At 63.0% G+C, this 22792-nt stretch carries 19 protein-coding genes and 2 tRNA genes; 14 read left to right on the plus strand and 7 right to left on the minus strand.

Annotated elements, in window-relative coordinates; all coding sequences use genetic code 11:
* Positions 1 to 10 precede the first annotated feature (10 nt).
* From GVL04_RS17250 to GVL04_RS17260, 3 genes are read right to left on the minus strand one after another with little or no spacing between them, the layout of a single operon-like run.
* The gene (locus GVL04_RS17250) at positions 11 to 1537 is read right to left on the minus strand and encodes an APC family permease (protein WP_159706828.1); all 1527 of its coding nucleotides are present in this window, start codon (positions 1535 to 1537) and stop codon (positions 11 to 13) included.
* A complete protein-coding gene (locus tag GVL04_RS17255; RefSeq protein ID WP_159706830.1) occupies positions 1534 to 2739 on the minus strand; it encodes a glutathionylspermidine synthase family protein in 1206 nt (401 codons plus the stop codon). The genes GVL04_RS17250 and GVL04_RS17255 overlap by 4 nt, the downstream gene beginning before the upstream one ends.
* Before the next feature lie 2 nt (positions 2740 to 2741).
* Positions 2742 to 3449 carry a Tat pathway signal protein gene (locus tag GVL04_RS17260; protein WP_159706832.1) on the minus strand — a complete coding sequence of 236 codons (708 nt, stop codon included), beginning with the start codon at positions 3447 to 3449 and terminating at the stop codon, positions 2742 to 2744.
* A gap of 152 nt (positions 3450 to 3601) precedes the next feature.
* Between GVL04_RS17260 and GVL04_RS17265 the strand changes: the two genes are divergently transcribed.
* The 9 genes from GVL04_RS17265 to GVL04_RS17305 all read left to right on the plus strand — a co-directional run bounded on the left by GVL04_RS17265 (position 3602) and on the right by GVL04_RS17305 (position 12466).
* On the plus strand, positions 3602 to 5128 hold the full coding sequence (locus GVL04_RS17265) for an ATP-binding protein (protein WP_159706834.1): 1527 nt from the start codon (positions 3602 to 3604) through the stop codon (positions 5126 to 5128).
* On the plus strand, positions 5125 to 5799 hold the full coding sequence (locus GVL04_RS17270) for a response regulator (protein ID WP_159706836.1): 675 nt from the start codon (positions 5125 to 5127) through the stop codon (positions 5797 to 5799). Before GVL04_RS17265 ends, GVL04_RS17270 begins: the two co-directional genes overlap by 4 nt.
* 31 nt (positions 5800 to 5830) lie before the next feature.
* Positions 5831 to 6484: an MOSC domain-containing protein gene (locus GVL04_RS17275; protein ID WP_159706838.1), complete on the plus strand. Its 654-nt coding sequence runs from the start codon at positions 5831 to 5833 to the stop codon at positions 6482 to 6484.
* Positions 6485 to 6885: 401 nt separating this feature from the next.
* The gene (locus tag GVL04_RS17280; protein WP_159706840.1) at positions 6886 to 9054 is read left to right on the plus strand and encodes a DEAD/DEAH box helicase; all 2169 of its coding nucleotides are present in this window, start codon (positions 6886 to 6888) and stop codon (positions 9052 to 9054) included.
* A gap of 152 nt (positions 9055 to 9206) precedes the next feature.
* Positions 9207 to 9743, plus strand: a complete 537-nt coding sequence (locus tag GVL04_RS17285; protein WP_159706842.1) for a LysM domain-containing protein — start codon at positions 9207 to 9209, stop codon at positions 9741 to 9743.
* Between the two features lie 130 nt (positions 9744 to 9873).
* Positions 9874 to 9945: transfer RNA gene (locus GVL04_RS17290), tRNA-Thr, on the plus strand.
* Positions 9946 to 10006: 61 nt separating this feature from the next.
* A tRNA-Met gene (locus tag GVL04_RS17295) sits at positions 10007 to 10080 on the plus strand.
* Positions 10081 to 10145: 65 nt separating this feature from the next.
* Positions 10146 to 10802 carry an NAD(P)-binding oxidoreductase gene (locus GVL04_RS17300; protein WP_159706844.1) on the plus strand — a complete coding sequence of 219 codons (657 nt, stop codon included), beginning with the start codon at positions 10146 to 10148 and terminating at the stop codon, positions 10800 to 10802.
* Between the two features lie 92 nt (positions 10803 to 10894).
* Positions 10895 to 12466 carry a Na+/H+ antiporter gene (locus tag GVL04_RS17305; protein ID WP_159706846.1) on the plus strand — a complete coding sequence of 524 codons (1572 nt, stop codon included), beginning with the start codon at positions 10895 to 10897 and terminating at the stop codon, positions 12464 to 12466.
* A gap of 12 nt (positions 12467 to 12478) precedes the next feature.
* Here the strand turns inward: GVL04_RS17305 and GVL04_RS17310 are convergent, their stop codons facing one another.
* Entirely contained in the window at positions 12479 to 13702 is a 1224-nt protein-coding gene (locus GVL04_RS17310) for an ROK family protein (protein WP_159706848.1), read from the minus strand.
* A 241-nt stretch (positions 13703 to 13943) separates the two neighbouring features.
* On the opposite strand from GVL04_RS17310, the gene GVL04_RS17315 reads away from it, so the two are divergent.
* The 5 genes from GVL04_RS17315 (at position 13944) to GVL04_RS17335 (ending at position 19872) form a co-directional block, all read left to right on the plus strand.
* Complete coding sequence (locus tag GVL04_RS17315; RefSeq protein WP_159706850.1) at positions 13944 to 15215, plus strand: ABC transporter substrate-binding protein; 1272 nt, start codon at positions 13944 to 13946, stop codon at positions 15213 to 15215.
* Between the two features lie 23 nt (positions 15216 to 15238).
* Positions 15239 to 16198: a carbohydrate ABC transporter permease gene (locus GVL04_RS17320; protein ID WP_159706852.1), complete on the plus strand. Its 960-nt coding sequence runs from the start codon at positions 15239 to 15241 to the stop codon at positions 16196 to 16198.
* Between the two features lie 14 nt (positions 16199 to 16212).
* Positions 16213 to 17058: a carbohydrate ABC transporter permease gene (locus GVL04_RS17325; protein WP_235036335.1), complete on the plus strand. Its 846-nt coding sequence runs from the start codon at positions 16213 to 16215 to the stop codon at positions 17056 to 17058.
* 76 nt (positions 17059 to 17134) lie between these two features.
* Positions 17135 to 18889 (plus strand): glycoside hydrolase family 13 protein, encoded by a 1755-nt coding sequence (locus tag GVL04_RS17330; protein ID WP_159706856.1) that lies wholly within the window; start codon positions 17135 to 17137, stop codon positions 18887 to 18889.
* A 23-nt stretch (positions 18890 to 18912) separates the two neighbouring features.
* Entirely contained in the window at positions 18913 to 19872 is a 960-nt protein-coding gene (locus GVL04_RS17335; RefSeq protein WP_159706858.1) for an aldo/keto reductase family oxidoreductase, read from the plus strand.
* A 103-nt stretch (positions 19873 to 19975) separates the two neighbouring features.
* Here GVL04_RS17335 and GVL04_RS17340 read toward each other — a convergent pair whose 3' ends face one another.
* From GVL04_RS17340 to GVL04_RS17350, 3 genes are read right to left on the minus strand one after another with little or no spacing between them, the layout of a single operon-like run.
* A complete protein-coding gene (locus tag GVL04_RS17340; RefSeq protein WP_159706860.1) occupies positions 19976 to 20908 on the minus strand; it encodes a TauD/TfdA family dioxygenase in 933 nt (310 codons plus the stop codon).
* A 56-nt stretch (positions 20909 to 20964) separates the two neighbouring features.
* Complete coding sequence (locus tag GVL04_RS17345) at positions 20965 to 21900, minus strand: ABC transporter permease (protein WP_159706862.1); 936 nt, start codon at positions 21898 to 21900, stop codon at positions 20965 to 20967.
* Positions 21900 to 22790, minus strand: coding sequence for an ABC transporter ATP-binding protein (locus GVL04_RS17350; RefSeq protein ID WP_159706864.1), 891 nt, complete (start codon positions 22788 to 22790; stop codon positions 21900 to 21902). Before GVL04_RS17350 ends, GVL04_RS17345 begins: the two co-directional genes overlap by 1 nt.
* Between the last annotated feature and the right edge of the window lie 2 nt (positions 22791 to 22792).

Raw genomic sequence — 22792 nt, forward strand, 5'->3', positions numbered from 1 at the left:
GGAGCGCAGCCTACTCGCCGCGCACCACTCCAACCTCGGCGCGCTCACCAGTGAAGTAGCCACGGGTTGACGGCGCGAAGCGGCACACCACAGCCAGCACAACGCCCAGGGCCAGCAGCAGCACGCCACTGACAAAAGCCCCGCCGATGCCGAAGATCTGAGTGTCCCCGTAGGCCGGGTCCCACATCTGGACGGCCGAGATGAAGAACGCCGCCGTCAGGGACAGCGCACCCAGGAACGGCAGGATGCCACGGAACCACAGGTTCCGGGCGGAGTCCCGGAGCGTGGAGCGGAAGAACCAGACGCAGGAGAACCCGGTCAAGGCGTAGTAGAACGCGATGAACAAACTGATGGCGCTGATGGAGTCGGACAGCAGGTTTTCGCTGAGGAAGCTCATGGCCACGTAGTACACAACGGCCACGGCACCCATGACCTGCGTGGAGAAGCCTGGGGTCATGAACCTCTCGTGCACCTTGCCGAAGCGTGGTGGCAGCGCGCCGTGCACTCCCATGGACAGTGTCCCGCGTGCCGTGGGCAGGATGGTGGTTTGCGTAGATGACAGGACCGATGCCAGCACAGCCACGATGATCAGCCAGCCCCAAGGACCCAACACAACGTCCTTCATGGCCAGGAAGACGTCGTCCTGGTTGGCTTCGTTGCCCAGGCCGATTCCGTCGGTACCGATCGTGGCGTACATCATCACCAGCAGCGCAACGGAAACGTAGATCGCCACCAGGACGGAGGCTGAGATGACGGCGCCACGGCCGGGAGTCTTGGCCGGGTTCTCGGTTTCTTCATTGAGCGCCAGGCACGTGTCCCAGCCCCAGTAAATGAACAGCGCCAGCAGCACCCCGTGGACCACAGCGCCGGGATCGGCAAATGCACCGGCAGGGTTGAACCATTCGAAGTCGAAGGCCTGGCCTTCGGGCGCTCCGCCGGCGATCCGGACGATGATCGCCACAGCAAAGATGCCCAGCGAGATGTACTGGATGTAAGTCAACGTGCGCTGGACGTGCTCGCCCAGCCGGATGCCGCGGTGGTTCACGTACGTCATGAACACGATGAACAGGACGCCGGTTGCCGTCACCAGCCAGGTGTTCTCAGCCAGGGAACCATCGCCGATCAGCAGCCAAAGGTACTTGCCCGCAATTTGCGCCAGGTTGGCCAGGACCACGATGCCTGCCAATGCCACGCCCCAGCCGCCCAGCCAGCCGGCCCAGGGACCGAAGGTCTTGCGGGCCCAGAAGAACGTGGTGCCGCAGTCCGGCATTGCGCTGTTGAGTTCACGGAACGCGTAGGCGATGAACAGGACCGGGATGAAGCCAAGGATCAGGATCAGCGGCGTGTAGTTGCCATTGACGGCAACAATGAGCCCCAGCGTCGCGGCCAACGAATAGACAGGTGCGGTGGATGCCAGGCCCAACATGACAGAGTCGCCAAGGTCCAGGATCCCGGCGTGGAGGCCTTTGGGAGGTACGACGGCGGTACGGTCGCCGCCCGCTGGGCCGCCACCCGGCGTCGAGGTTTCAGTGCTCATAGTGCGGCTCCGTAGGAAGTAGCGGTGGGCGCGGCAGGCGCGGGGGAGTCAATGGTGTTGGGAACAAAGCGGCAGAAGTAGTCCGTGATGGGGCCATCGGATTCGCGGATGCCACAGCCGACGGATTCGCCATCCACCACCCAGAGACCCAGGACGGGATGATTGCCGTCGAAGTCAGGGAGTGAGTGGTACTGCTGGAAGCACCAGCCTTCACGGCCGTAGCCGCCGGGCTGCTGAATCTCGATGCCGGGGGCGTGGATGCGGATGTTGTCGCCCTCGCGCCCGTGCAGCGGCTTGGCAACCCATTCCTTCAGGGGACCCGGGTCGCCGAGATATGCAGGCAACAGGTTCGGGTGGTCCGGGTAGAGATGCCACAATGCCGCCAGCAATGCTTTGTTGGACAGGAGCATCTTCCACGCCGGTTCAACCCAGCGCGGGTTGTGGGCACGCTGCAGGAGGCGGTGCCCGAAGGGCTCCTTCATCATCAGCTCCCACGGGTACAGCTTGAACATGGTGCTGATCATGAAGTTGTCCAGGTCCACGAACCGGTTCAGGTTGGGGTCCCAGCCGATGTCGGACATGTTGATGCCGATGGTGGTCCAGCCACCCTGGCTCGCGACATCCCGCATGTAGGCAGCCGTCATCCAGTCCTCGCCGGATTCCTCGGCCTCCGAGTGGGCCACGTGCAGGGTGCTCATGCCGGTGCGGAACTGCAGCTTCTTCCACTGCCGGATCAGGGCTTCATGGATTCCGTTCCACTGGTCCTTGTCCGGGAAGACGTCCTGGAGCCAGAACCACTGGGCCACAGAAGCTTCAATCAGCCCGGTGGGGGTGTCGGCGTTGTACTCCAGCATCTTGGCCGGGCCGCCCTTGCCGTCGTAGATGAAGTCGAAGCGGCCGTAAATGTCCATGTCCGCGGCCAAGAGTGACTCACCGGCGAGTTCCAAGGCTTGCTGCCCGATGCCGATATCGCCCATGGCTCCGGTGGCCAGGTACTTCGCGGCCTCCAGGCACATGATGTGCATGTCTTCGGCGGTCTTCTCGAGGGTTTCCACCTCGTCCATGGTGAATTCGTAGTACGCCGACTCGTTCCAGTATTCGATTTTGCGGCCATCGGGCATGGTGGTGGTGGAAAATACCAGGCCCTGTTCTTCGATCTTTTGCTTCCAGTCCGGCCTGGGCACGGAGGACAGTCGACGCACGCCTAGCCTCCCGAGCTTCCGCCGCTTTTGGAACTGCTGCCGAAGCCGCCGCGGCTGACAGTGCCGCCTTTGGTGCTGTATCCGGTAGAGGATTTTGCTCCCGTAGGTACGTTCTTGGTGTAGCTCGGGTAGGAGCTGCGGTTTTGCCCCACCGCGGGCACACTGGCTCCCCGGGAGTAGAAGTACCAGGCATAGACCGCGGAGCTGCGGCCGGCCGAACTGCTGTTGTTGCACTCGTTATCGTCGACGCGCTCGCCGGTTTCCTCGTTGAAACAAACCTGCGCGTAGTCCGCTTCCTGCTCATTGCTGGCCACGATCGCGGTGATGGTTCCAGCCAGCAGGGCAGTCACGCCCAAGCCCACCACAACGGTGCGGCGCTGGGAACGCTTCTTCTTTTTGGCTGCCTCAGCTGCTCCTCGCTCGCGTTCTTTGGCGAACGGGTCCACCACGGGGAGGGGTTGTCCGGGCGGCGGTGCGCCGTTCCCGGCCAGGGATGCGCCGGCAGGCACCGGGCGCTTCTTGCCCTTGCCTGTACTTTTCGCCGGCTCCTGGCCGCCTTCAACAGGCGTGAACAGCTCGGGGTGGAGTTCGGGCTTGGGCACCTGCCAAGGCGGGGGCTTGGGCGGATTGTTGCCCGCTCCGAAGTCGGCGTTGTTGTCCCTGCTGCCGCCGTCGTTGCCGGCTGCGTCAGGGCTGTCTTTCGGGCCCATGTATATCCCCCTGGATAGACCGTTGAAGTGTCCGGCGCCACGCCGGACCAGAATGCTCAGAGCAAGCCTAGTCCTTGCAGGCGGCGCCGGCACCGGTGACGGGCGTAAATGGGGAGAACTGCCCAGCGGGCCAACCATGTAAGGATGTAGCCATGGCGGCACCAGAGGCACACGGTAACGGCGATGACGGCGTGTTGCTGCGGCTCCCGCCGGTTCGCGGCATCGGCCAACGCCGGGTGGTCACCGGTTTGGTCCTTGCGCTTTTGCTGCCGCCCGCCGTCGAACTTCTGGTGACGGTCCTCGATTTCCGTAACTTCGCGATCATCATGCTGCTGCAACTGGCAGTGGCAGTTGCCGTCGCCGCGATCGGCGGCTTGTGGCCGGCGGTGGTAGCCGCCGTGCTGGGAAGCTTCCTGCTTAACTATTTCTCGGCAGATCCCGTCGGCTCGCTCTCCATTGCCGACCCCACCACCTTGTTCACCTTGGTCGTCTTCCTCGCAGTGGCCTGCGGCGTGGCGCTCGCAGTCGGCCTTGCCAGCCGGCGCGCCCAGGAAGCAGCGCGGTCCGGAGCCGAGGCCACGGCCCTGAGCGAGTTGGCCCTGAGAATCCTGAGTTCCGACGGCAGCCTGGAAACTTTCCTTGAGAAGGTCCGCAGCAATCTGGGCATGGAAGCGGTGACCTTGCTGGGCTCCGCGGGCCCGGGTGGGCCGGCAATGCCGGGTGCGGCTCCGTCGTGGCAGGTGCTGGCGAGCGCCGGCCCCAATCCGCCGGTGACCCACGCCGCCGCCGACCATGCCGCCGTCGTCGATCCCCATTACACTCTGTTGCTGCGCGGCGGTCCGCTGTCGCCTCAACGCCAGCGGCTGCTGGCCGCATTCGGGGCCTTCGTGGTGGCAGTGCGGGAACGCCAGCAGTTGGTGAAGAGCCGCCGGGACAATGTACGGCTGTCCGAGGGCAACAAGATGAGGACATCCATATTGCGCGCGGTGTCGCATGACCTGCGGACGCCGTTGGCCGGTATCAAGCTGGCGGTCAGCAGCCTGCGCCAGGAGGACGTGAGCTTCCCGCCGGAGGTGGAGCGGGAACTGCTGGAAACGATTGAGGAGTACGCAGACCGCCTGGATCACTTGGTGGACAATCTCCTGGACATGTCCAGGATCACGGCTGATGCAGTTAATCCGCTGCTGACCGGCATCGTGTGGGCCGAGGTGCTGCCCCAGGCGCTGAGGGGTATTCCGCCCAGGCACCTCCGCAATGAACTTCCGGCCAACCTGCCTCCGGTGCAGGCTGATGCCGGCATGCTGGAGCGCGTGGTGGCCAACATCGTTGAAAACGCGGTGAAGTACGCGCCCGACTCGGATGTGGTCCTGACTGCCCGGGCCGGCGCCGGCATCACTTTGGGCGACCGGCCCGCCAGTGAATTGAGGATCGTGGATCACGGCAGGGGAATGGGCCACGATGAAGTGCTCACCATGTTCCAGCCTTTCCAACGCTTCGGTGATTCGCCGTCACAGGCCGCCGCGGGGGGAACCGGTTCCGGCGGTGGCATCGGCCTGGGCCTGGCAGTGGCTAAAGGGTTCAGCGAGGCCATGGGCGGCAGGCTCGCCGCGGAGCCGACGCCGGGTGGCGGCCTGACCATGGTGGTCACCCTGCCGCTGTGGACAGGTGACGCGCAATGACGCTGGTTCTGATCGTCGAGGACGAGGCCCGGATTGCCCGCGCCATGCAGATCACCCTTCAGGCCCACGGCTACCAGGCGTTGTCGGTGGGCACGGGGGCCGAGGCCCTCCAGGCCGCTGCCAAGCAGCCGGTGGAGATCGTGGTCCTGGACCTTGGGCTGCCGGACATGGACGGCGTGGAGATCATCCGTCGCATCCGCGGCTGGAGCAGCATGCCCATCATCGTGCTGTCCGCCCGGCACGCCTCGGAAGACAAAGTCGAAGCGCTCGACGCCGGTGCGGACGACTATGTGACCAAGCCTTTCGGTCTGGATGAGCTGCTTGCCCGGCTTCGGGTCGCCTCCCGCCGTGTCGTCACAGAACATGAGGAACCTACCCTTGCCACTGCCGACTTCATGGTGGACCTGGCCGGCAAGAAGATTGTGAAGGACGGCTCGGAAGTCCGGTTGACGCCCACGGAATGGAACATCCTGGAACTGTTGGTCCGGAACAAGGGGAAGCTGGTGAGCCAGCAGCAGATTCTCACCCAGGTCTGGGGGCAGGCCTATGCCAAGGAAACCCAGTACCTTCGCGTGTACATTGCACAGCTGCGGCGGAAGCTGGAGCGGGATCCGGCGGAGCCGCGCCACCTGCACACGGAAGCAGGGATGGGCTACCGTTTTGATCCTTAGACCTTCCCCGGCCCGTCCGTAGACTGGTCCCATGAACACTGCCTCCCTTGTTGCCGTCTGCCGTGTCCACCAGTTGCTGCCCGATTCCGGCAGCGTGGGAGTGACGGCCATTGACAAGCGCCCCGTCGAAGGCCCGGTCAAGGTCCATAAGCTGGGACTTCACGGGGATGTGCAGGCGAGCCGGCTTGATCATGGCGGGGAAGACCAAGCGCTGTACGCCTACTCGCAGGCGGACGCGGACTTCTGGTCAGCTGAGCTGCAACGCGAGGTGACGGCGGGTCTTTTCGGTGAGAACCTGCGCGTGGCAGGAATCGAGACCACGGGCGCAGTCATCGGCGAACGATGGAAGATTGGCCTGGACGTGGAAGTGGAGGTCACGTCTCCCCGTGTTCCGTGCGCCACGTTCCAAAGGGCGCTGGGGGAGCCGCAGTGGGTGAAGCGCTTCACAGAGGAAGGCCGGGTTGGGACGTACCTCAGGGTGATCAGGACAGGGACCATTTCGGCGGGAGACCACATTCACCGCACGTTCGTCCCGAAGCACGGCATTACGGTGGGCCAGTGGTTCAACGAACCGACGCCGGACATCGTCCAGGTACTGCTCGACGCGGAGGCCGACGGCGAAATCCGGCTGCAGGACGAGTACCACTCAAAGTTCGAGAAGGTCCTGCGCCGCCATGGCCTCTGAAGGCCTTTCATGGCCTTGGCGCCGGGGTGGAAGCCGAGTGTGAACAAGCTCACCGGCCGTTTGGGGGCCTTAAGTCGCGGTGACGCCACACCTTGCCCTACACTTGAAATATCCCCCACTCCGGAAATCCCTTTATCCTGCCCAATTCTTGAGGCAGGACTGGTAAGTGTTGGGGCCCGCAATTGTGTGCGGGCATTTTCATAGGGAGAGCCGGCTAAAGAAAACGCTGTACAGACTGCTGGGATAGCAGCCAAGAGATGCAGCGGGAAGTCCTGCCATGGGATTGCGATAGCGCCGGACTTCTTGCGGGAGCAGGGCACTTTGCCTGCCTTCGCGACGAGTACTGCGGCCAAGCCCAACCGGGCCGCGCCGACTGCCCTATGGATGAGGAATTTCCCCCTATGACCGAAAATCTCAACGAAAACTTCGACGCCCAGGCCGTAGAGTCCGCTGATGCAGTGGAGACCACCGCGCCCGCCGAAGCTGAAGCACCGGCTGCTGCCGCTGCCCCCGTCGAGAATGCTGCAGCCGAGTCTGCAGCTCCCGCCTTCACCGAAGCTCCTGCCCCCAAGGCAGAAGAAGAGGAAGAAGAAGGCGTCCGCTTCGTCGATCTTGGCATCGACGGTCGCGTTCTGGCCGCCTTGCAGGATGTCGGCTACGAAAAGCCGTCCCCCATCCAGGCAGCCACCATCCCGCTGCTTCTGGAAGGCCGCGACGTCGTTGGCCTGGCCCAGACCGGTACCGGCAAGACCGCAGCCTTCGCTGTCCCGGCCCTGTCCCGCCTGGCTGAGCTGCACGACCTCAATGGCCCGTCCCGCAAGACCCAGGCACTGGTCCTGGCTCCGACGCGTGAACTTGCCCTCCAGGTTGCCGAGGCTTTCACCTCCTACGCCAAGCACATTGACGACTTCACGGTCCTCCCTGTTTACGGTGGCTCGGCTTACGGCCCGCAGCTGGCCGGCCTGCGCCGCGGTGCACAGGTTGTTGTCGGTACCCCCGGCCGTGTGATCGACCACATCGCCAAGGGTTCACTGGACCTTTCCGAGCTCCAGTACCTGGTACTGGACGAAGCTGACGAGATGCTGCGCATGGGCTTTGCCGATGACGTTGAGCAGATCTTCCAGCAGACTCCTGAGACCCGCCAGGTTGCGTTGTTCTCTGCCACCATGCCGGGCCAGATCCGCCGCATGTCCAAGCAGTACTTGAACAACCCTGCTGAAATCTCGGTGAAGTCCAAGACCACCACCGGTGCCAACACCAAGCAGCGTTACCTCCAGGTCATGGGCCCGCACAAGCTGGACGCCCTGACCCGCATCCTCGAGGTTGAAGAGTTCGACGGCGTTATCGCCTTCGTGCGCACCAAGATGGCTACCGAGGACCTCGCCGACAAGCTGAAGTCCCGCGGCTTCCAGGCTGCCGCCATCAACGGCGACATCCCGCAGCAGCAGCGCGAGCGCACTGTTGACGCGCTGAAGGAAGGCCGCATCGACATCCTCGTGGCCACCGACGTCGCTGCCCGTGGCCTTGACGTGGAGCGCATCAGCCACGTCATCAACTACGACATCCCGCATGACACCGAGTCCTACGTGCACCGCATCGGCCGCACGGGTCGTGCCGGCCGCAGCGGTGACGCGATCCTGTTCATGACGCCGCGCGAGAAGTACCTGCTGCGTTCCATCGAAAAGGCAACCCGCCAGCCGGTAGAGCAGATGCACCTGCCCACCGCTGAGACCGTGAACACGCTGCGCCTGGGCAAGTTCGCCGAGCGCATCACCGAGACCCTCGCGTCCGAGGATGTTGCAGCGTTCCGCGACTTGATCTCCTCCTACGAGGAAGAGCACAACGTTCCGGCTTCCGAGATCGCTGCAGCCCTGGCCGTCATGGCCCAGGGTGGACAGCCCCTGCTGGTCAAGGAACTGCCTGCAGCTCCTGAATACCAGAAGCGTGAGCGCTCCAAGGACGGCTTCGGTTCCCGTGGCCCGACCCGTACGCTCACCGAGGGCAACGCTACCTACCGGATCGCCGTCGGACGCCGTCAGCGCGTCATGCCGGGTTCCATCGTTGGCGCCATTGCCAACGAAGGTGGCATCTCCTCCGCACAGATCGGCGGCATCGACATCCGCTCGGACCACTCCCTCGTGGAGCTCCCGGCAGACCTCAGCCCCGAGCAGCTGCGCGCACTGTCCCGCACCCGCATCGGTGGCGAGCTGATCCACCTCGAACTGGACAACGGCCGCAAGCCCAGCGGCGACCGCGGCAGTTACTCCGGTGGTGGCGCCGGTGGACGTGGTGGCTATGGCGACCGCGAAAACCGTGGTGGCGGCAACTTCAAGGGCAACGGCGGCTTCAAGAAGGACTTCCGCAAGTCCGAAGGCGGCGAGCGTACCTCCGCTGACCGTGGTGGCCGCTCCTACAGCGACCGCTCCGAGCGCACCGCAGGCAGCTTCGGCGACCGCGACCGTGGCCAGGCCAGCGGGTCCCGCTTCGGCGGTCACGGTGACGGCGCCCGCAAGCCCCGCAGTGGCGGCGAAGGCGGACACCGCGATTTCAACCGCAAGGGCAAGTGGTAAACACTGCCTGGTGGTAAACACTAAGTAGTTCCCATCAGAGGGTCGGCTTTCAAGCCGGCCCTCTGATGTGTTTAACGGGGTTACATGTGTCCGTGCCCGGCCGTACCATCAAGGTGCCGGCTGACAGGCCGCAGGACACAGGAGGGTGCTCCATGGGATTGCTGGATAACTTGAAGAAGAACCTGGGCCTTGGCGACAAAGGGCGTGGTGATCAATTGCTGCACGGTGAAAAGGATCACAGGGAGCACGCTGCGCCCGCCACGCCCGAGGCGGCGCCGGCGGACCCAGTAGCCCAAACGGCCGTAAGCCAAGCGGTGGAGGATGCTGCCGCCGTCGAGGTTTCTGCTGCAGATACAGCAGCCGCAGAGGCTGCTGCAGCGCAGGCCGCCCAGCAACAGGCGGCCGCAGACACCGCAGCAGCCCTGGAGGCCGAACAGGAGGGCCTGGAACCCAAAGCCCCGGAAGTCCAGCCGCAGGCCCAGGAGGCGGCCTCTGAAGCCGCAGCAGGGTCCGGGCAGCCCGGACCAGTGGCCCCGCGGGTCACCGAGGTTGTGGTGGAGCAGGGAGACACCATGAGTGGCATCGCTGCCCAGTTCGGGGTGGACCTCGGCGCTTTGATCGCGACCAACGCAGATACTGTTCCCAACCCGGACCAGATCTACCCGGGACAGGTGCTTCGCCTGCCCTGATATTGACGCTCGATTGACCCGGATTTGGATCAGGAAAACGGCGACTTCGCAAATTGTGTCGGCGCCGTTTTTCCGCGTTGTTTCGCCGATTTGTAGCTTCTGAAAACGTCCGGTAGAGTATTTACTCGTTGCCCCCCTAGCTCAGTGGTAGAGCGCGTTCTTGGTAAGAACGAGGTCACCGGATCGATTCCGGTGGGGGGCTCTGAATGAGGGCCTGTGTCAAGGCGGTTTTGACCGGCTTGGCACAGGTTTTTCTCATTCGTGGCGGTGTAGCTCAGTTGGTTAGAGCGCACGACTCATAATCGTGAGGTCGGGAGATCGAGCCTCCCCACCGCTACAGAGCAAGACCCCGCAGCTTTCGCCTGCGGGGTCTTTTTTCGTTTCGTGGGACAGAATGGGTCCATGAGCCGAATTGCAATCATTGGCGGCCACGGGAAAGTGGCCCTGCATCTGTCCCGCATCCTCAGTGGCGAAGGTCACGATGTCACCTCCTTCATCCGGAATCCCGAACATGTGGCAGATGTCACGGACACTGGCGCCACTGCCGAGGTACTGGATGTCGAAAACTCGACGACGGCGGAACTCGCCCAGGCGCTCAAGGGCCACGACGCCGTGGTCTGGTCCGCCGGGGCCGGTGGTGGTAGTCCCGACAGGACCTATGCGGTGGATCGGGACGCCGCCATCCGATCCATGGACGCCGCGGTCCAAGCAGGTGTCGGCCGGTACGTGATGGTGTCCTACATTGGGGCCGCAAAAGACCACGGAGTACCCCCTGAGCACCCGTTCTTTGCCTATGCCGAGTCCAAGGCCGCCGCCGACGACTACCTGCGCGCTACCGACCTCGACTGGACCGTCCTGGGCCCGGGAGCCCTCACGGATGAGCCGGCCACGGGTTTGATCCAGACCGACCCGGAGAATCCCGGCATCGGCACGCAGACATCCAGGCCCAACGTTGCCCTGGTCACAGCAGCCGTCCTGGAACTGCCCGGGACCATCCGCCGGACCATCACGTTCAAGGATGGGGCAGAGGACGTCGTGGACGCCCTCACGCAAGACTGACCCGGGACTGCCTTTAGCCCGGGATATGTTGGTAGGGAACTTTTTCGGCTTCGGCGGGGGAAGAACCGTACAACATCTGGGGAAGCAGGAAAATGGATCAGTTGGCGCTCATCATCGGGTTGCTGCTTGCGACGGTAGTGGCCGTGGGTTTGGGAGACCGGCTCCGGCTGCCGTATCCGGTCCTGATGTTGCTCCTGGCTGTTGCACTCACCTTCATACCCGGATTCCCCGAGTTTGAGATCTCGCCGGAACTGATCCTGCCGATCTTCCTTCCGCCGCTGCTGTTCGCCACGGCACAGAAGAGCTCCTGGGCGGTCTTCAGGGTGCGGTGGCGGACGCTCCTCCTGATGGCAGTGGCACTGGTGGTGGTGTCCACCGCGGTGGTGGCCGGTGCTGCGTGGCTCATGATCCCAGGCATCGGAATCCCCGCAGCCATTGCCTTGGGAGCCATGGTTGCCCCGCCGGACCCTGTTGCCGTTGAGTCAGTAGCGGGACGTGTCCACATGCCACGCAGGCTCATTACGGTCCTTCAGAGCGAAGGACTCTTCAACGACGCGGCGGCCATCGTGATCTTCCAGGCCGCCGTTGCCGCCACGGTCTCGGGCAGCGAAGTGGGACCGGAAGTCATCCCGCAGTTCATTATTGGCGCCGCCCTGGCTGTGGTGATCGGCATCGCGATGGGTTGGCTGACCAAGGCCATCACCAAGCTGGTCACCTCAATGGTGGCCCGGAGTGCTGTCACGCTGGTGGTACCTTTCGCGGCCTACATCCTCGCGGAAGAGCTGCACGCCTCAGGTGTGGTGGCCGTCGTCGTGACTGCTTTGGAATTGCAGCGCCATGCGCGGCCGCAGGACGCCGCCGAACGCGTCACCAGGACCGCGTTCTGGGACGTGGTGGAGCTACTGGCGACCGGCTTGGCGTTCGGCCTGGTAGGACTGGAGATCCGCCACGTCATCCGGGATGAGGGGACTGCGATTTTCGGGATGATCGGCATGGCCGTGGTGATCTGCATCCTGGTGTTCGTTGTCCGGTTCCTGTGGCTTGGTCTGCTTGCCTTGACGGCCCGGAGGCGCAGGAACCTGCTGCAGCCCACCTCGCCCAAGGAAGTGCTGATCCTTACATGGTGCGGCATGCGTGGCCTTGCAACCTTGGCGCTGGCGTTGGCACTTCCGTTGACCTTGCCTGATGGCAGCGATTTCCCTGCCCGGCACGAGATCCTGGTGATTGCCTGCGCCGTCCTCCTGGCAACTTTGGTGCTTCCCGGCCTCACCTTGCCCTGGCTCATGCGCGTATTGAAGGCAACAGAGGACGGCTCGCACGAACAGGATGCTGCCAAAGTCCTGGCCAAGCGCGCCCAGTCTGCGGCAGTGGCGGCGTTGAAGGACCACGACCTGATGAAGGAACTTCCGGCAGAGAAGGTGGCCCTGGTCAAGGAAAAGATGCGCCGACTCCATGCGGAGTTGCTGGACGGCACCCTGCAGAACGAGTCCGTTGCTGAAAAGCGGAAGCGCGGACGGGAGCTGTCCATCGCCGTGCAGACCATCGCCCTCGACGCCGCGCGCCAGGAAGTAGTGGCTGCCCGAAACGAGCTTGGAACGGACCCGGAAGTGGCCGACCGCGTCCTGAGGCAGCTGGACCTGCGCACGATGTCCATGCCGGAATAGGTCGACGCCGGACTAGCCGGCTGCCGCTGGCTTCGGCAATGATGCGGGGTAGAGGTCCAGCGCATGGTCTTCGACGTAGTCCAGTGCGTGCCGAACTGCGCCCAGCGAGACGATGCCGTCGCCCAGTGTGGACGTTGCCAGGCGCGGGGGAGTAAAGGTGAACTCCGGCATCTGCTTTTCCATGCCGGGGATCAGGGCGTGTGCAGAGGCTGCCACGGCGCCGGCAATAACCACCAGTTCAGGGTTGAGCAACGTACTGATCGAGCCGATGGCCCGGGCCATGCGGTGGGCCAGGCGATCGAGGGCCTTGGCGGCCGCGAGGTCGCCATCGGCCGCGGCTTTGAAAACCATCTCCGACGTCAGGGCTGCCGGGTCGCCGCCACACAGTTCACGCAGCTTCGTCGTCGCGCTGGCGTCAAGGGCTTCCCGGCCCCACAGTACTGCGTAATGGGCGATGCCGTAGGTGTCACCCACACCGTCCACGTTCTCGAGATACCCCAGTTCCCCAAAACCACCAAGCTGCCCATGGAGCAGCCGGCCCGATTCGAGGATGCCGGAACCCAGCCGGTCGCTGGCCAGCATGACCACAAGGTTGTCGACTCCCTGTGCAGTGCCCTGCCAGCGTTCTGCGAGGGCTGCGAGGTTGGCATCGTTTTCCAGGAGGACGTGCCAGCCGTGCCGCTCGGACACAATCCGGCGGACGTCGAAGGATTTCCAGAACTCCTGGGCAGTGAGGACCTCGCCGTCACGGCTGACAGGAGCGGCCACTCCCACGGATACGGCCAGAACGGAATCTGCGGAAACGCCGGCCTCTTTCAAGGCTTCAGCCGCGATGCGGTCCAGCACGTCGGCACGTTCGTCGGCCGGGACATTGTAGGTACGGAACGGCATGGTGACCTTGGACAGGGAGGTTCCGGCCATGTTGGCCACGATCGCCGTGATCTTGGTGGCGCCTATGTCTATTCCGAGCACACTGGCCGCGCCGTCGTCGAAAACGAAGCGGCGTGCCGGCCGGCCCTTGACGTAGTCTCCGGTACCCCGCTGGTTCTCCAGTTCCTGGAGCCATCCGAGCCGGACGAGTTCGTCACAGATTGAGATGACGGTGGCACGCGAAAGTCCGGTGGAATCCATCAGCTCCGTACCGGTGAGGACGCCGGCGCCGCGCATTGCTTTGAGCATGGCGCTGGCGTTGACCCGGCGGACCAGCTGGGTCGACGGTGCAGTACCGGTCTGCATGGGGTACTCCATACTCTTCAGGCCGCTCGGCGGGAACGATAGAACGATCTCTCTAAATTTAGTACATAAATTTAGATGACGACGCATTTCACCAAAAGCTTGACGCTGTGGCGCGCATCACTCACCATGGTTAGCGATAGGTCATAAATTTAGCTCCTATCTAAAGTTCGGGTGGCGATGAGCATGACCCGCCGCGCGATGGGAATGCGGCCACTGAGGTCCGCAAGACGAAAGGTCTACGGTGTCCGTAAAACTGACACGCAGGAAACGCTTCGCAGCAATGGGGTTGGGTCTGGCTTTGTTGGCGGGGCTCCTCTCGGGCTGCGCCGGGGAGCCGGACAAAGAGACCATCCGTTTTACGTTCAGCAAGCGTGAAGCCATCGGTTTCATGACCAAGCTCGTTGCCGAGTACAACGCTTCGCAGAACGACACCGAGGTTGTTCTGGACACTTCGGGTGTGGATGTGGTGTCCGCGAGCTTCGTTCGCGGCAATCCGCCGGACATCGCGCTGGCAAACTACAACATGGAGACCTCGCGCTTCGTTCAGCGTGGGGTGTTGAGCGACTTGTCCGGCACGGACGCTGCATCCCGGATCCGTGAGGATCTGCAGCCGTTGATGGACCAGTATGGCTCGTACCAGGACCGGACCAGCGCCCTTCCGTATTCGGTCATGGCGTCATCGGTGATCTACAACAAGGAGATCTTCGCTGCCAACAACATCAAGGTGCCCACCACTTGGACCGAGCTGATCGCAGCGTGCGACCAGTTGAAGGCTGCAGGTGTGACGCCGTTCTACGCCACCTGGAAGGACGACTGGACCATCGCCCAAGGGTGGTTTGACTACTCGGTAGGCGGTCAGGTGGACACCCTCGACTTCTTCGACAAGCTGGCAGTGGAAGGCACGGAAGTGGGGCCGGAGTCCTCTGTTTCCTTCCAGAAAGACTTCGAGCAGCCCGTCGCCAAGATGCTGAAGCTCGCCACCAGCTACGTGAACAAGGATGCTGCCAGCCGGGCATACGGTGACGGCAACCTGGCATTCTCGCAGGGCAAGGCTGCGATGTACCTGCAGGGCCCGTGGGCCTTCAGCGAGATTGCCAAGACCGCCCCTGACCTCAAGCTGGGCACCTTTCCGCTGCCGATGACCGAGGATCCCCAGGACTTGCGGGTCCGCGTCAACGTTGACCTCGCGGCGTGGATACCGGAAGCGTCCAAGCACAAGGAAGCTGCGCGTGATTTCCTCGAGTACCTCTACAGGCCGGAAGTGATTGAGGCCTACAACAAATCGCAGTTGGGTTTCACGCCCACCAAGGATTCTGCCGTTGTTCCTGATCCCCGGATTGAAGGGATGGTGCAGTACTACGACAAATCCCAGGTCTACCAAGGCCCGTCGGTGCTGGTGCCGCGCACCATTCCGATCATGAACTACACCCAAGCACTCGTGTTCGGCGCAAACCCGTCATCCACCCTCAGCACACTCGACGCAGATTGGGCGCGCCTGGCGTTCCGCCAGTAGCACCGAACCAGGGAGTCAACATCATGTCCATCATCACTTCACCCACCACATCCGGTCAGGGTGGCCCAAAGCACGGTGGCCCAAAGCAAGCTACCCGAAAACAGGGCCGTCAACGGCAGGGCAGCAGGCGTCGGGTCGAACCGATCTTCTATCTCTTCCTTGTGCCGAGCCTTGTCCTGTTCACTTTGGCCATCACCATTCCTGGCATCGTCGGCATCTTCTTCAGCTTTACGGATTCCATCGGAATCGGTGATTGGGAGTTCGTCGGCCTGACCAACTACATCGCGATCTTCACTGACCCCGCAATCCTGCAGAGCTACCTGTTTACCTTCGGGTTTTCCATCGTCACAGTGATCGCGGTCAACGTAGTCGCCTTCCTTCTCGCCGTCGGGTTGACGTCGCGCATCCGGATGAAGTCGGCATTGCGGACCATCTTCGTGATTCCGATGGTGGTTTCGGGCATCATCATCGCCTACGTCTTCAACTTCCTGTTCTCGAACTCGCTGCCGTCGCTGGGTGCTGCGGCCGGGATTCCTTGGTTGGAGAGCAGCCTGTTGGCGAATCCCGATTTCGCGTGGGTAGCCATCGTGCTGGTGACGGCCTGGCAGGCTGTACCCGGTGCCCTGCTCATCTACATCGCCGGCCTCGTTGCCGTGCCGGGGGATGTTTATGAGGCAGCGGAAATCGACGGTGCGAGCAAGTTCCAACAGCTGCTGAAGATTACTCTTCCCCTGGTGTCGGGTTATGTGGTCATCAATATCATTCTCGGGTTCAAGGGTTTCCTTAATGCGTACGACATCATCGTTGGCCTAACCAATGGTGGTCCGGGAACCTCAACCCGGAGCATCGCGATGACTGTTATCTCGGGCTTCAACGGCGGCGACTACGCCTACCAAATGGCCAATGCGACGATCTTCTTCGTGGTGGCCATCGTTATCTCTCTCGTACAGCTCTCGCTGACTCGCGGACGGAATGCACTGTAATGACGATCGGATCGATGACCAACAATTCCAGCTCCAAAGTTGAGCGCGTCAACTGGTCGGCAACAACCGTCCTGGTCCTGTGCGCGGTGACTGTGCTCCTACCGCTGTATGTCACGGTTTCCATGGCGTTCAAGACCCAAGGGCAGGCAGTGGATGGCAATGCCTTCTCCTTCCCCGCCCCGTTCAGCCTCGACGGCTTCGTACAGGCCTGGACGCTGACGAACTTCCCGGTCGGTGCAGCAATGTCCTTGCTGGTGACGGCGGGGACCGTGGTTGCCACCATCATCCTGGCTGCCTTCGCCTCGTACGCGATTGTGCGCAACTGGGAGCGCCGACTGTTCCGCTACTCGTTCTTCTACCTGCTGGGGGCAATGTTCATTCCGTTCCCAGTGGTAGCGCTGCCGCAGATCCAGCTCACAGGCCGCCTTGGCCTCGACAACCCATTCGGCGTGATCCTGCTGGCCACCATGTTCCAGCTGAGCTTCAGCGTTCTCCTGTTCACAGCTTTCCTCCGGTCCATCCCCATGGAACTGGAGGAAAGCGCCAGGATCGACGGCGCTACGACCTGGCAGACCTTCTGGAAGCTGATCTTCCCCTTGCTGGCTCCCATGAGTGCGACCGTGGGAATCTTCGCATTCCTCTATGCATGGAACGACTTCATGATGCCCTCGCTGATCATTTCCGATCCGGCGCTGCAGACGCTCCCAGTGCGGCAGAACCTCTTCCAGACCCAGTTCAGCAACAACTACCATGTGTCCTTCGCGTCCTACCTGATGGCGATGGCGCCGGCAATCATTGCCTATCTGTTTACGCAGCGGTGGGTCATGGCAGGCGTTACCCAGGGAGCCGTCAAGGGCTGACCTTGTTGACCTTCAACGCCCGGGCGTTTCATACTGGTCCGGGATATAAATTTAGATTCTAAATCAAAGGAGTTTCGTGAGCACCTCCGCCGCTCAGGCCCACCGTACCGACGCAGACCGCATGGCCGACCCCAACTGGTGGCGCCAAGCGGCTGTCTACCAGATCTACCCCCGCAGCTTCCACGACGCGAACGGCGACGGACTCGGAGACATCAAGGGCATCACCGCGAAGGTTCCCTACCTCAAGGAACTGGGCATCGACGCCGTATGGCTGAGCCCGTTCTATCCCTCGGCCCTGGCTGATGGCGGCTACGACGTGGATGACTACCGCAACGTCGACCCGAAGCTGGGGACGCTTGAGGACTTCGACGAGATGGCCGCAGCGCTGCACGCGGCAGGCATCAAGATCGTGGCGGACATCGTCCCCAACCATTCCTCCGACCGCCATGAGTGGTTCAAGGAAGCCTTGGCCTCACCCAAGGGCTCTGCTGCCCGCGAGCGCTACATCTTCCGTGATGGGAAGGGCGAGAACGGCGAACTGCCGCCGTCCGACTGGGACTCCGTTTTTGGTGGCCCCATCTGGGATCGCATCACGGAGCCGGACGGCACACCCGGACAGTGGTACCTGCACATCTTCGCCAAGGAGCAGCCGGACTTTAACTGGGAGAACCCGGAGATCCGCGAGGACTTCCTGAAGACCCTCCGTTTCTGGTCGGACCGTGGCGTGGACGGTTTCCGCATCGACGTCGCCCACGGCATGGCCAAGGATCTTTCCGAGCCGCTGCCCATGAAGGCCGACCTGGAGGCCAAGGCCCACGGTACCGATGGCTTCACTGATGGGTCCCACCCGTTCTGGGACCGCGATGAAGTCCACGAGGTCTACGCCGAGTGGCGCAAGCTCTTCAACGAGTACAACCCGCCCCGTACCGCTGTTGCCGAGGCCTGGGTCCACGAGTCCCGCCGTGCCCGGTATGCCAGCCCCGAAGGACTGGGCCAGGCATTCAACTTCGATCTCCTGCAGTCCGATTTCGATGCTGCATCGTTCCGGAAGATCATCACGGACAACCTGGTGGCGGCGAAGGAATCAGGTGCTTCTTCCACCTGGGTCTTCTCCAATCACGACGTCGTCCGCCACGCCACCCGCTACGGCCTGCCCAAGGGCGGTTCGGTAGCCCAGGGCACCAACGCGGCCCAGGACGTCACCGGGGGCAAGCCCAAGGGCCAGGACGGCAAGGGCTGGCTGCTGGCCGGCGGTCCGGCTGAAGAGCTCGACGTCGAACTTGGCTTGCGTCGTGCCCGCGCCGCGACACTCTTGCTGCTCGCGCTTCCCGGCTCGGCCTATCTCTACCAGGGCGAAGAGCTTGGCCTGCGTGAGGTGTCGGAAATTCCTGACTCCGAACGCCAGGATCCGTCCTTCTTCCGCAACCCGGGTGTGGAAATTGGCCGTGATGGTTGCCGCGTGCCATTGCCGTGGACCGCGGAAGGCTCGTCGTTCGGCTTCGGTGCGGGCAAAGCGCATCTTCCCCAGCCGGGGTGGTTCAAGGATTACGCAGTGTCCACGCAGGAAGGCGTGGAAGGGTCCACCCTGGAGCTCTACCGCAAGGCCTTGGGCCTGCGCAGCGAACTCCAGGCGGACGAGGAACTCGAATGGGTGGAAACCGGCAACCCGGACGTGCTGCACTTCAGCCGCCCCGGTGGCTGGCACACGGTGACCAACTTCGGTACCGATCCCGTTGACCTTCCCGAGGGCGACGTCGTCGTAAGCAGCGGCCCGCTGGAAGACGGCAAACTCCCTGCCGACACCACTGCGTGGATTGTCCGCAACGCCTAAGGGTGGCCGGTAAAACTATAAGTATGACTATTGCGAACGGGCGTGGACGCCTCATCTATGGCTGCATGGGACTCGGCGGCCCTTGGGACGGCACGTCTTACGGTGCTGCCGAGATTGATCAAGCTGCTGCTGTGATTGACGCCGCGCGGGGCATCGGCATCGAGCTTTTCGACCATGCTGATATCTACCGCAGCGGAAAGTCTGAGGCCGTCTTCGGTGAAGTCCTCGCCCGTTCGCAGGGTTTGCGCGCAAAGATCCGGCTTCAGACCAAATGCGGGATCAGGCTGGGGGAGCGTGGGCTGGATACACACTACGATCTCAGCAAGGAAGCCATCCTTGAAAGGGTCAACGGGAGCCTGGAACGGCTCCAAACGGACTATGTCGACGTGCTGCTCCTGCACCGTCCCGATCCGCTGATGGACCCGCACGAGGTAGCGGACGCCGTCGGGCATTTGGTGGCGGAAGGCAAAGTGCGGCAGCTGGGTGTGTCCAACATGTCCGGCGCGCAGATCGCATTCCTGCAGGACGAGCTGGAGATGCCTGTTGTGGCGAACCAGTTGGAGATGAGCCTCCTGCGCCGGGACTGGCTGGAGAGCACCGTGTTGGTCAACCATGCGGAGGGGCTGGGATACAGCTTCCCGCATGGGACTCTGGAACATTGCATGGCCAAGGGGATTGAACTTCAGGCCTACGGTTCTTTGGCCCAGGGGCGCTACACCGGTGCGAGGCCTGGGAAGCTGTCACCGGCCGAGTCGGCAACGGCTTCGATGCTGCAACAGCTGGCGGGGGAGAAGGACACCACGCCCGAGGCGGTCCTGCTTGGCTGGCTGATGAAGCACCCAGCCCGGATTTCGCCCGTCGTGGGAACCACTAACCCCGTACGCATTCAGGCATGCGCTGATGCCGCTTCCGTGGCTGCCACCATGTCCCGTGCCGAGTGGTACGGATTGTGGGTGGCAGCCCGGGGAACCAACATCCCCTAATCCCGTTTTAACCCAACTGAGTCGCAGTTGTGCGCGTTATGACCTCTCAAAACGCGCTCAACTGCGACTCAGTTGGGTGGGAACAGCAACACATGGAGTGCGCCTACGATGCGTGGCTGATCGGCGCCACCACAGAATACGTGCTCGAATCACCCTGGATAGCCTGGCTGGGCTTGCCGTCGATGCTCACGGGAACGTCGCCGGCAATGGTCACGCGGTTGAGTTTGCGCGGCTGGCCATCGTAATTGTCCGGGGCGTAGTGCTGGGTGATGCGGTTGTCGAACAGGACCACCTGGTTCGGTTCCCAGTTCACCCTCACCACGTTCTCCGGACGAGTTACGTAGGCCTGCAGCAGGCGGATGATGTCCTTGGATTCAGTGTTGGACAGTCCCACGATCCTGAGCCGCTGCGCGAAGCCCCCAATGAACAATCCGCGCTCGCCGGTCAACGGGTGGACCCGCACCACGGGGTGTGCGGTCTCGAACTTCAGGCGCGTGAATTCCTTGCGGCGTTCTTCGGCGTTGGAGTGCTCAAGGTTCTTCGGCACGGAGTAGTCGTAGTCATTGGTGTGGATGGCCCACAGGTTGTCCGCGAAGCTGCGCAGTTCCTCCGGGAGGTCCTGGTAAGCGCCGGCTGAGGACGCGATCAAGGTTTCGCCACCGTAGGCGGGAAGATCGATGCTGCGCAGCGTGGAAGCCTGGGGCGGGTTGACCACGAACGTGACGTCAGTGTGCCAGTTGTTGGCCGAGCCGTTCTCGCTGTCCACGGGCAGGACGTTCTCCTCGCCCTCCACGGAGGCCACGGTGGGGTGGGCCTTGGTCAGGGGTCCAAAGTGCGAAGCGAACTTCACCTGCGCCTCATCGGTCAGAATGTTGGCCTCGCGGAACACCAAAGCCTTGTGTTCGTTGAGCGCAGCCCTGATCTGCGCCACGGTGTCCTCGCTGAGGTCTCCGCTGATGTCCAGTCCGCGGATTTCTGCTCCGATGCGGGAGCCGAGTTTGGCGAACTCGAGTTTGGTTTCGGTAATGACGGTCATGACGTTGTTTCCTTACTTGTTGTGATGGTGCTTGCGGCGGGTGCCGCGTGGGTGGGTCAGGAAGCGGCGGCACCGACAGCGGTCCGCCAGCGGGAGAAATGCCGCTCAAGGGCGACCAGCAGGAAGTTCACGCCGAGCCCCAGCAAGGACACCGTGAGGATGCCCGCGTACATGTCCGGGATCAGGAAGCTGCTTTGCGCGTTCACGATCAGGTAGCCCAGGCCGGCCTTGGCGCCCACCATTTCGGCGGCGATCAACACCAGGATGGACGCGGTGCCGGCCATGCGGATACCGGTAAAGATGGTGGGCACCGCGGATGGAAGGATGACCTTCTGGAAGAGCCGGAAGCTGTTGAGGCCCAGGGAGCGCGCAGCCCTGATCAGGAGCGGATCCACGGTCTTCACGCCGGCAATGGTGTTGAGGAGGACCGGGAAGAACGCAGCGTAGGCCACGATGCTGATCTTTGATTCCTCGCCAATTCCCAGCAGCAACGTGAACACCGGCAGCAAGGCCAGTGCTGCAGTGTTGCGGAACAGTTCCAGCAGCGGGTTCAGGACCGAGTTCAGCCGTCCGTACCAAGCGATAAGCAAGCCAAGCGAAACACCCGCCACCAGCGCTGCGCCGAAACCGGCCACCGAACGGGTGAGGCTGGCCGCGATGTGGCCCTGGATGGTTCCTGATTCGAACAGCTTGCCCCACGCGAGGAGCACTTCGTGAAGGGGCGGCAGGAACACCCGCGTAGACGGGCTGGCCAAGTACGTCGGTCCGAGCTCCCACAACGCGAGGAACGCCAGGACCGCTGCGGACTTCCACAGACCCGACCCGACGACTCCGGCGACGCGTCGAACTGTGCCGGGTGCCGGCGTCGTACTCTCTGTAGCTGACGGTCTTGCAGCGGAAGGGTCAATGGCGGAACGTTCGACGGCGGTACGCGCGTCGGTTGCTTCGCCCGCCGCGGGCGCCGCTTCAGTTTGCGTGAGCGTGGTGGTCATCAGGCTGCGCTCCTTTCAGTGATGGTGGTGGCGGGCTCGTCCGGCGCGCTTCCGTCCGGAAGGATCTTGCGGTGGCCGGCGTCCTGGGCACGGCGGACTTCGTCGTGCAGGAGCGTCCAGACCTGATGGCGGTGCTCCACGAAGGCCGGATTTGAACGGATGTCGCCGTCGCCGTCGCGGTCCGGGATGTTGATGTCCACGATTTCCTTGAGGCGGCCGGGGCGGGCGCTCAGCACAGCGACGCGCTCGCCGAGGTACACGGCCTCGTCAATGCCGTGCGTGATGAAGACAATCGTCTTGCCCGTGGCCTTCCAGATCCTGAGGAGCTCATCCTGCAACTGCTCGCGGGTCTGCGCATCCAAGGCGGCAAACGGTTCATCCATGAGCAGCACGTCCGGCTCGTATGCCAGGCTCCGGGCGATGGCGACGCGCTGCTTCATGCCGCCGGAAAGCTCGTGGGGATACCGGTCCTCAAAACCCGCCAGGCCCACCAACGCCAGGTATTCGCTGGCTTTCGCTGCACGTTCGCGGCGGTTGAGCTTCTTGCCGTCAGGGCCCACGCCTTCGAGTCCGATGGAGACGTTGGCTGATGCAGTCCGCCACGGGAACAACGCGTACTGCTGGAACACCACGGCGCGGTCCTTGCCCGGCCCTGTGACTGCTTTCCCATCCACCAGGACTTCACCTGATGTCGGCGTTGAGAGTCCGGCCAGCAGGTCCAGCAGTGTGGTCTTGCCCGATCCGCTGGGGCCCACCAAAGTGAGGAACTCGCCGTCGCGGACATCCAGGCTGAGGGAATCGATGGCGGTGAGCCGGGTGGCGCTGGTTGTCTTGGTGGCCCGGACAGTGAATTCCTTGGTGACGTTCCGGAGGCTGATTTTCGCTGTCATGG

It is taken from the genome of Arthrobacter sp. 18067 (assembly GCF_902706295.1).
In the GTDB taxonomy this organism is placed as follows: Bacteria; Actinomycetota; Actinomycetes; order Actinomycetales; family Micrococcaceae; genus Arthrobacter.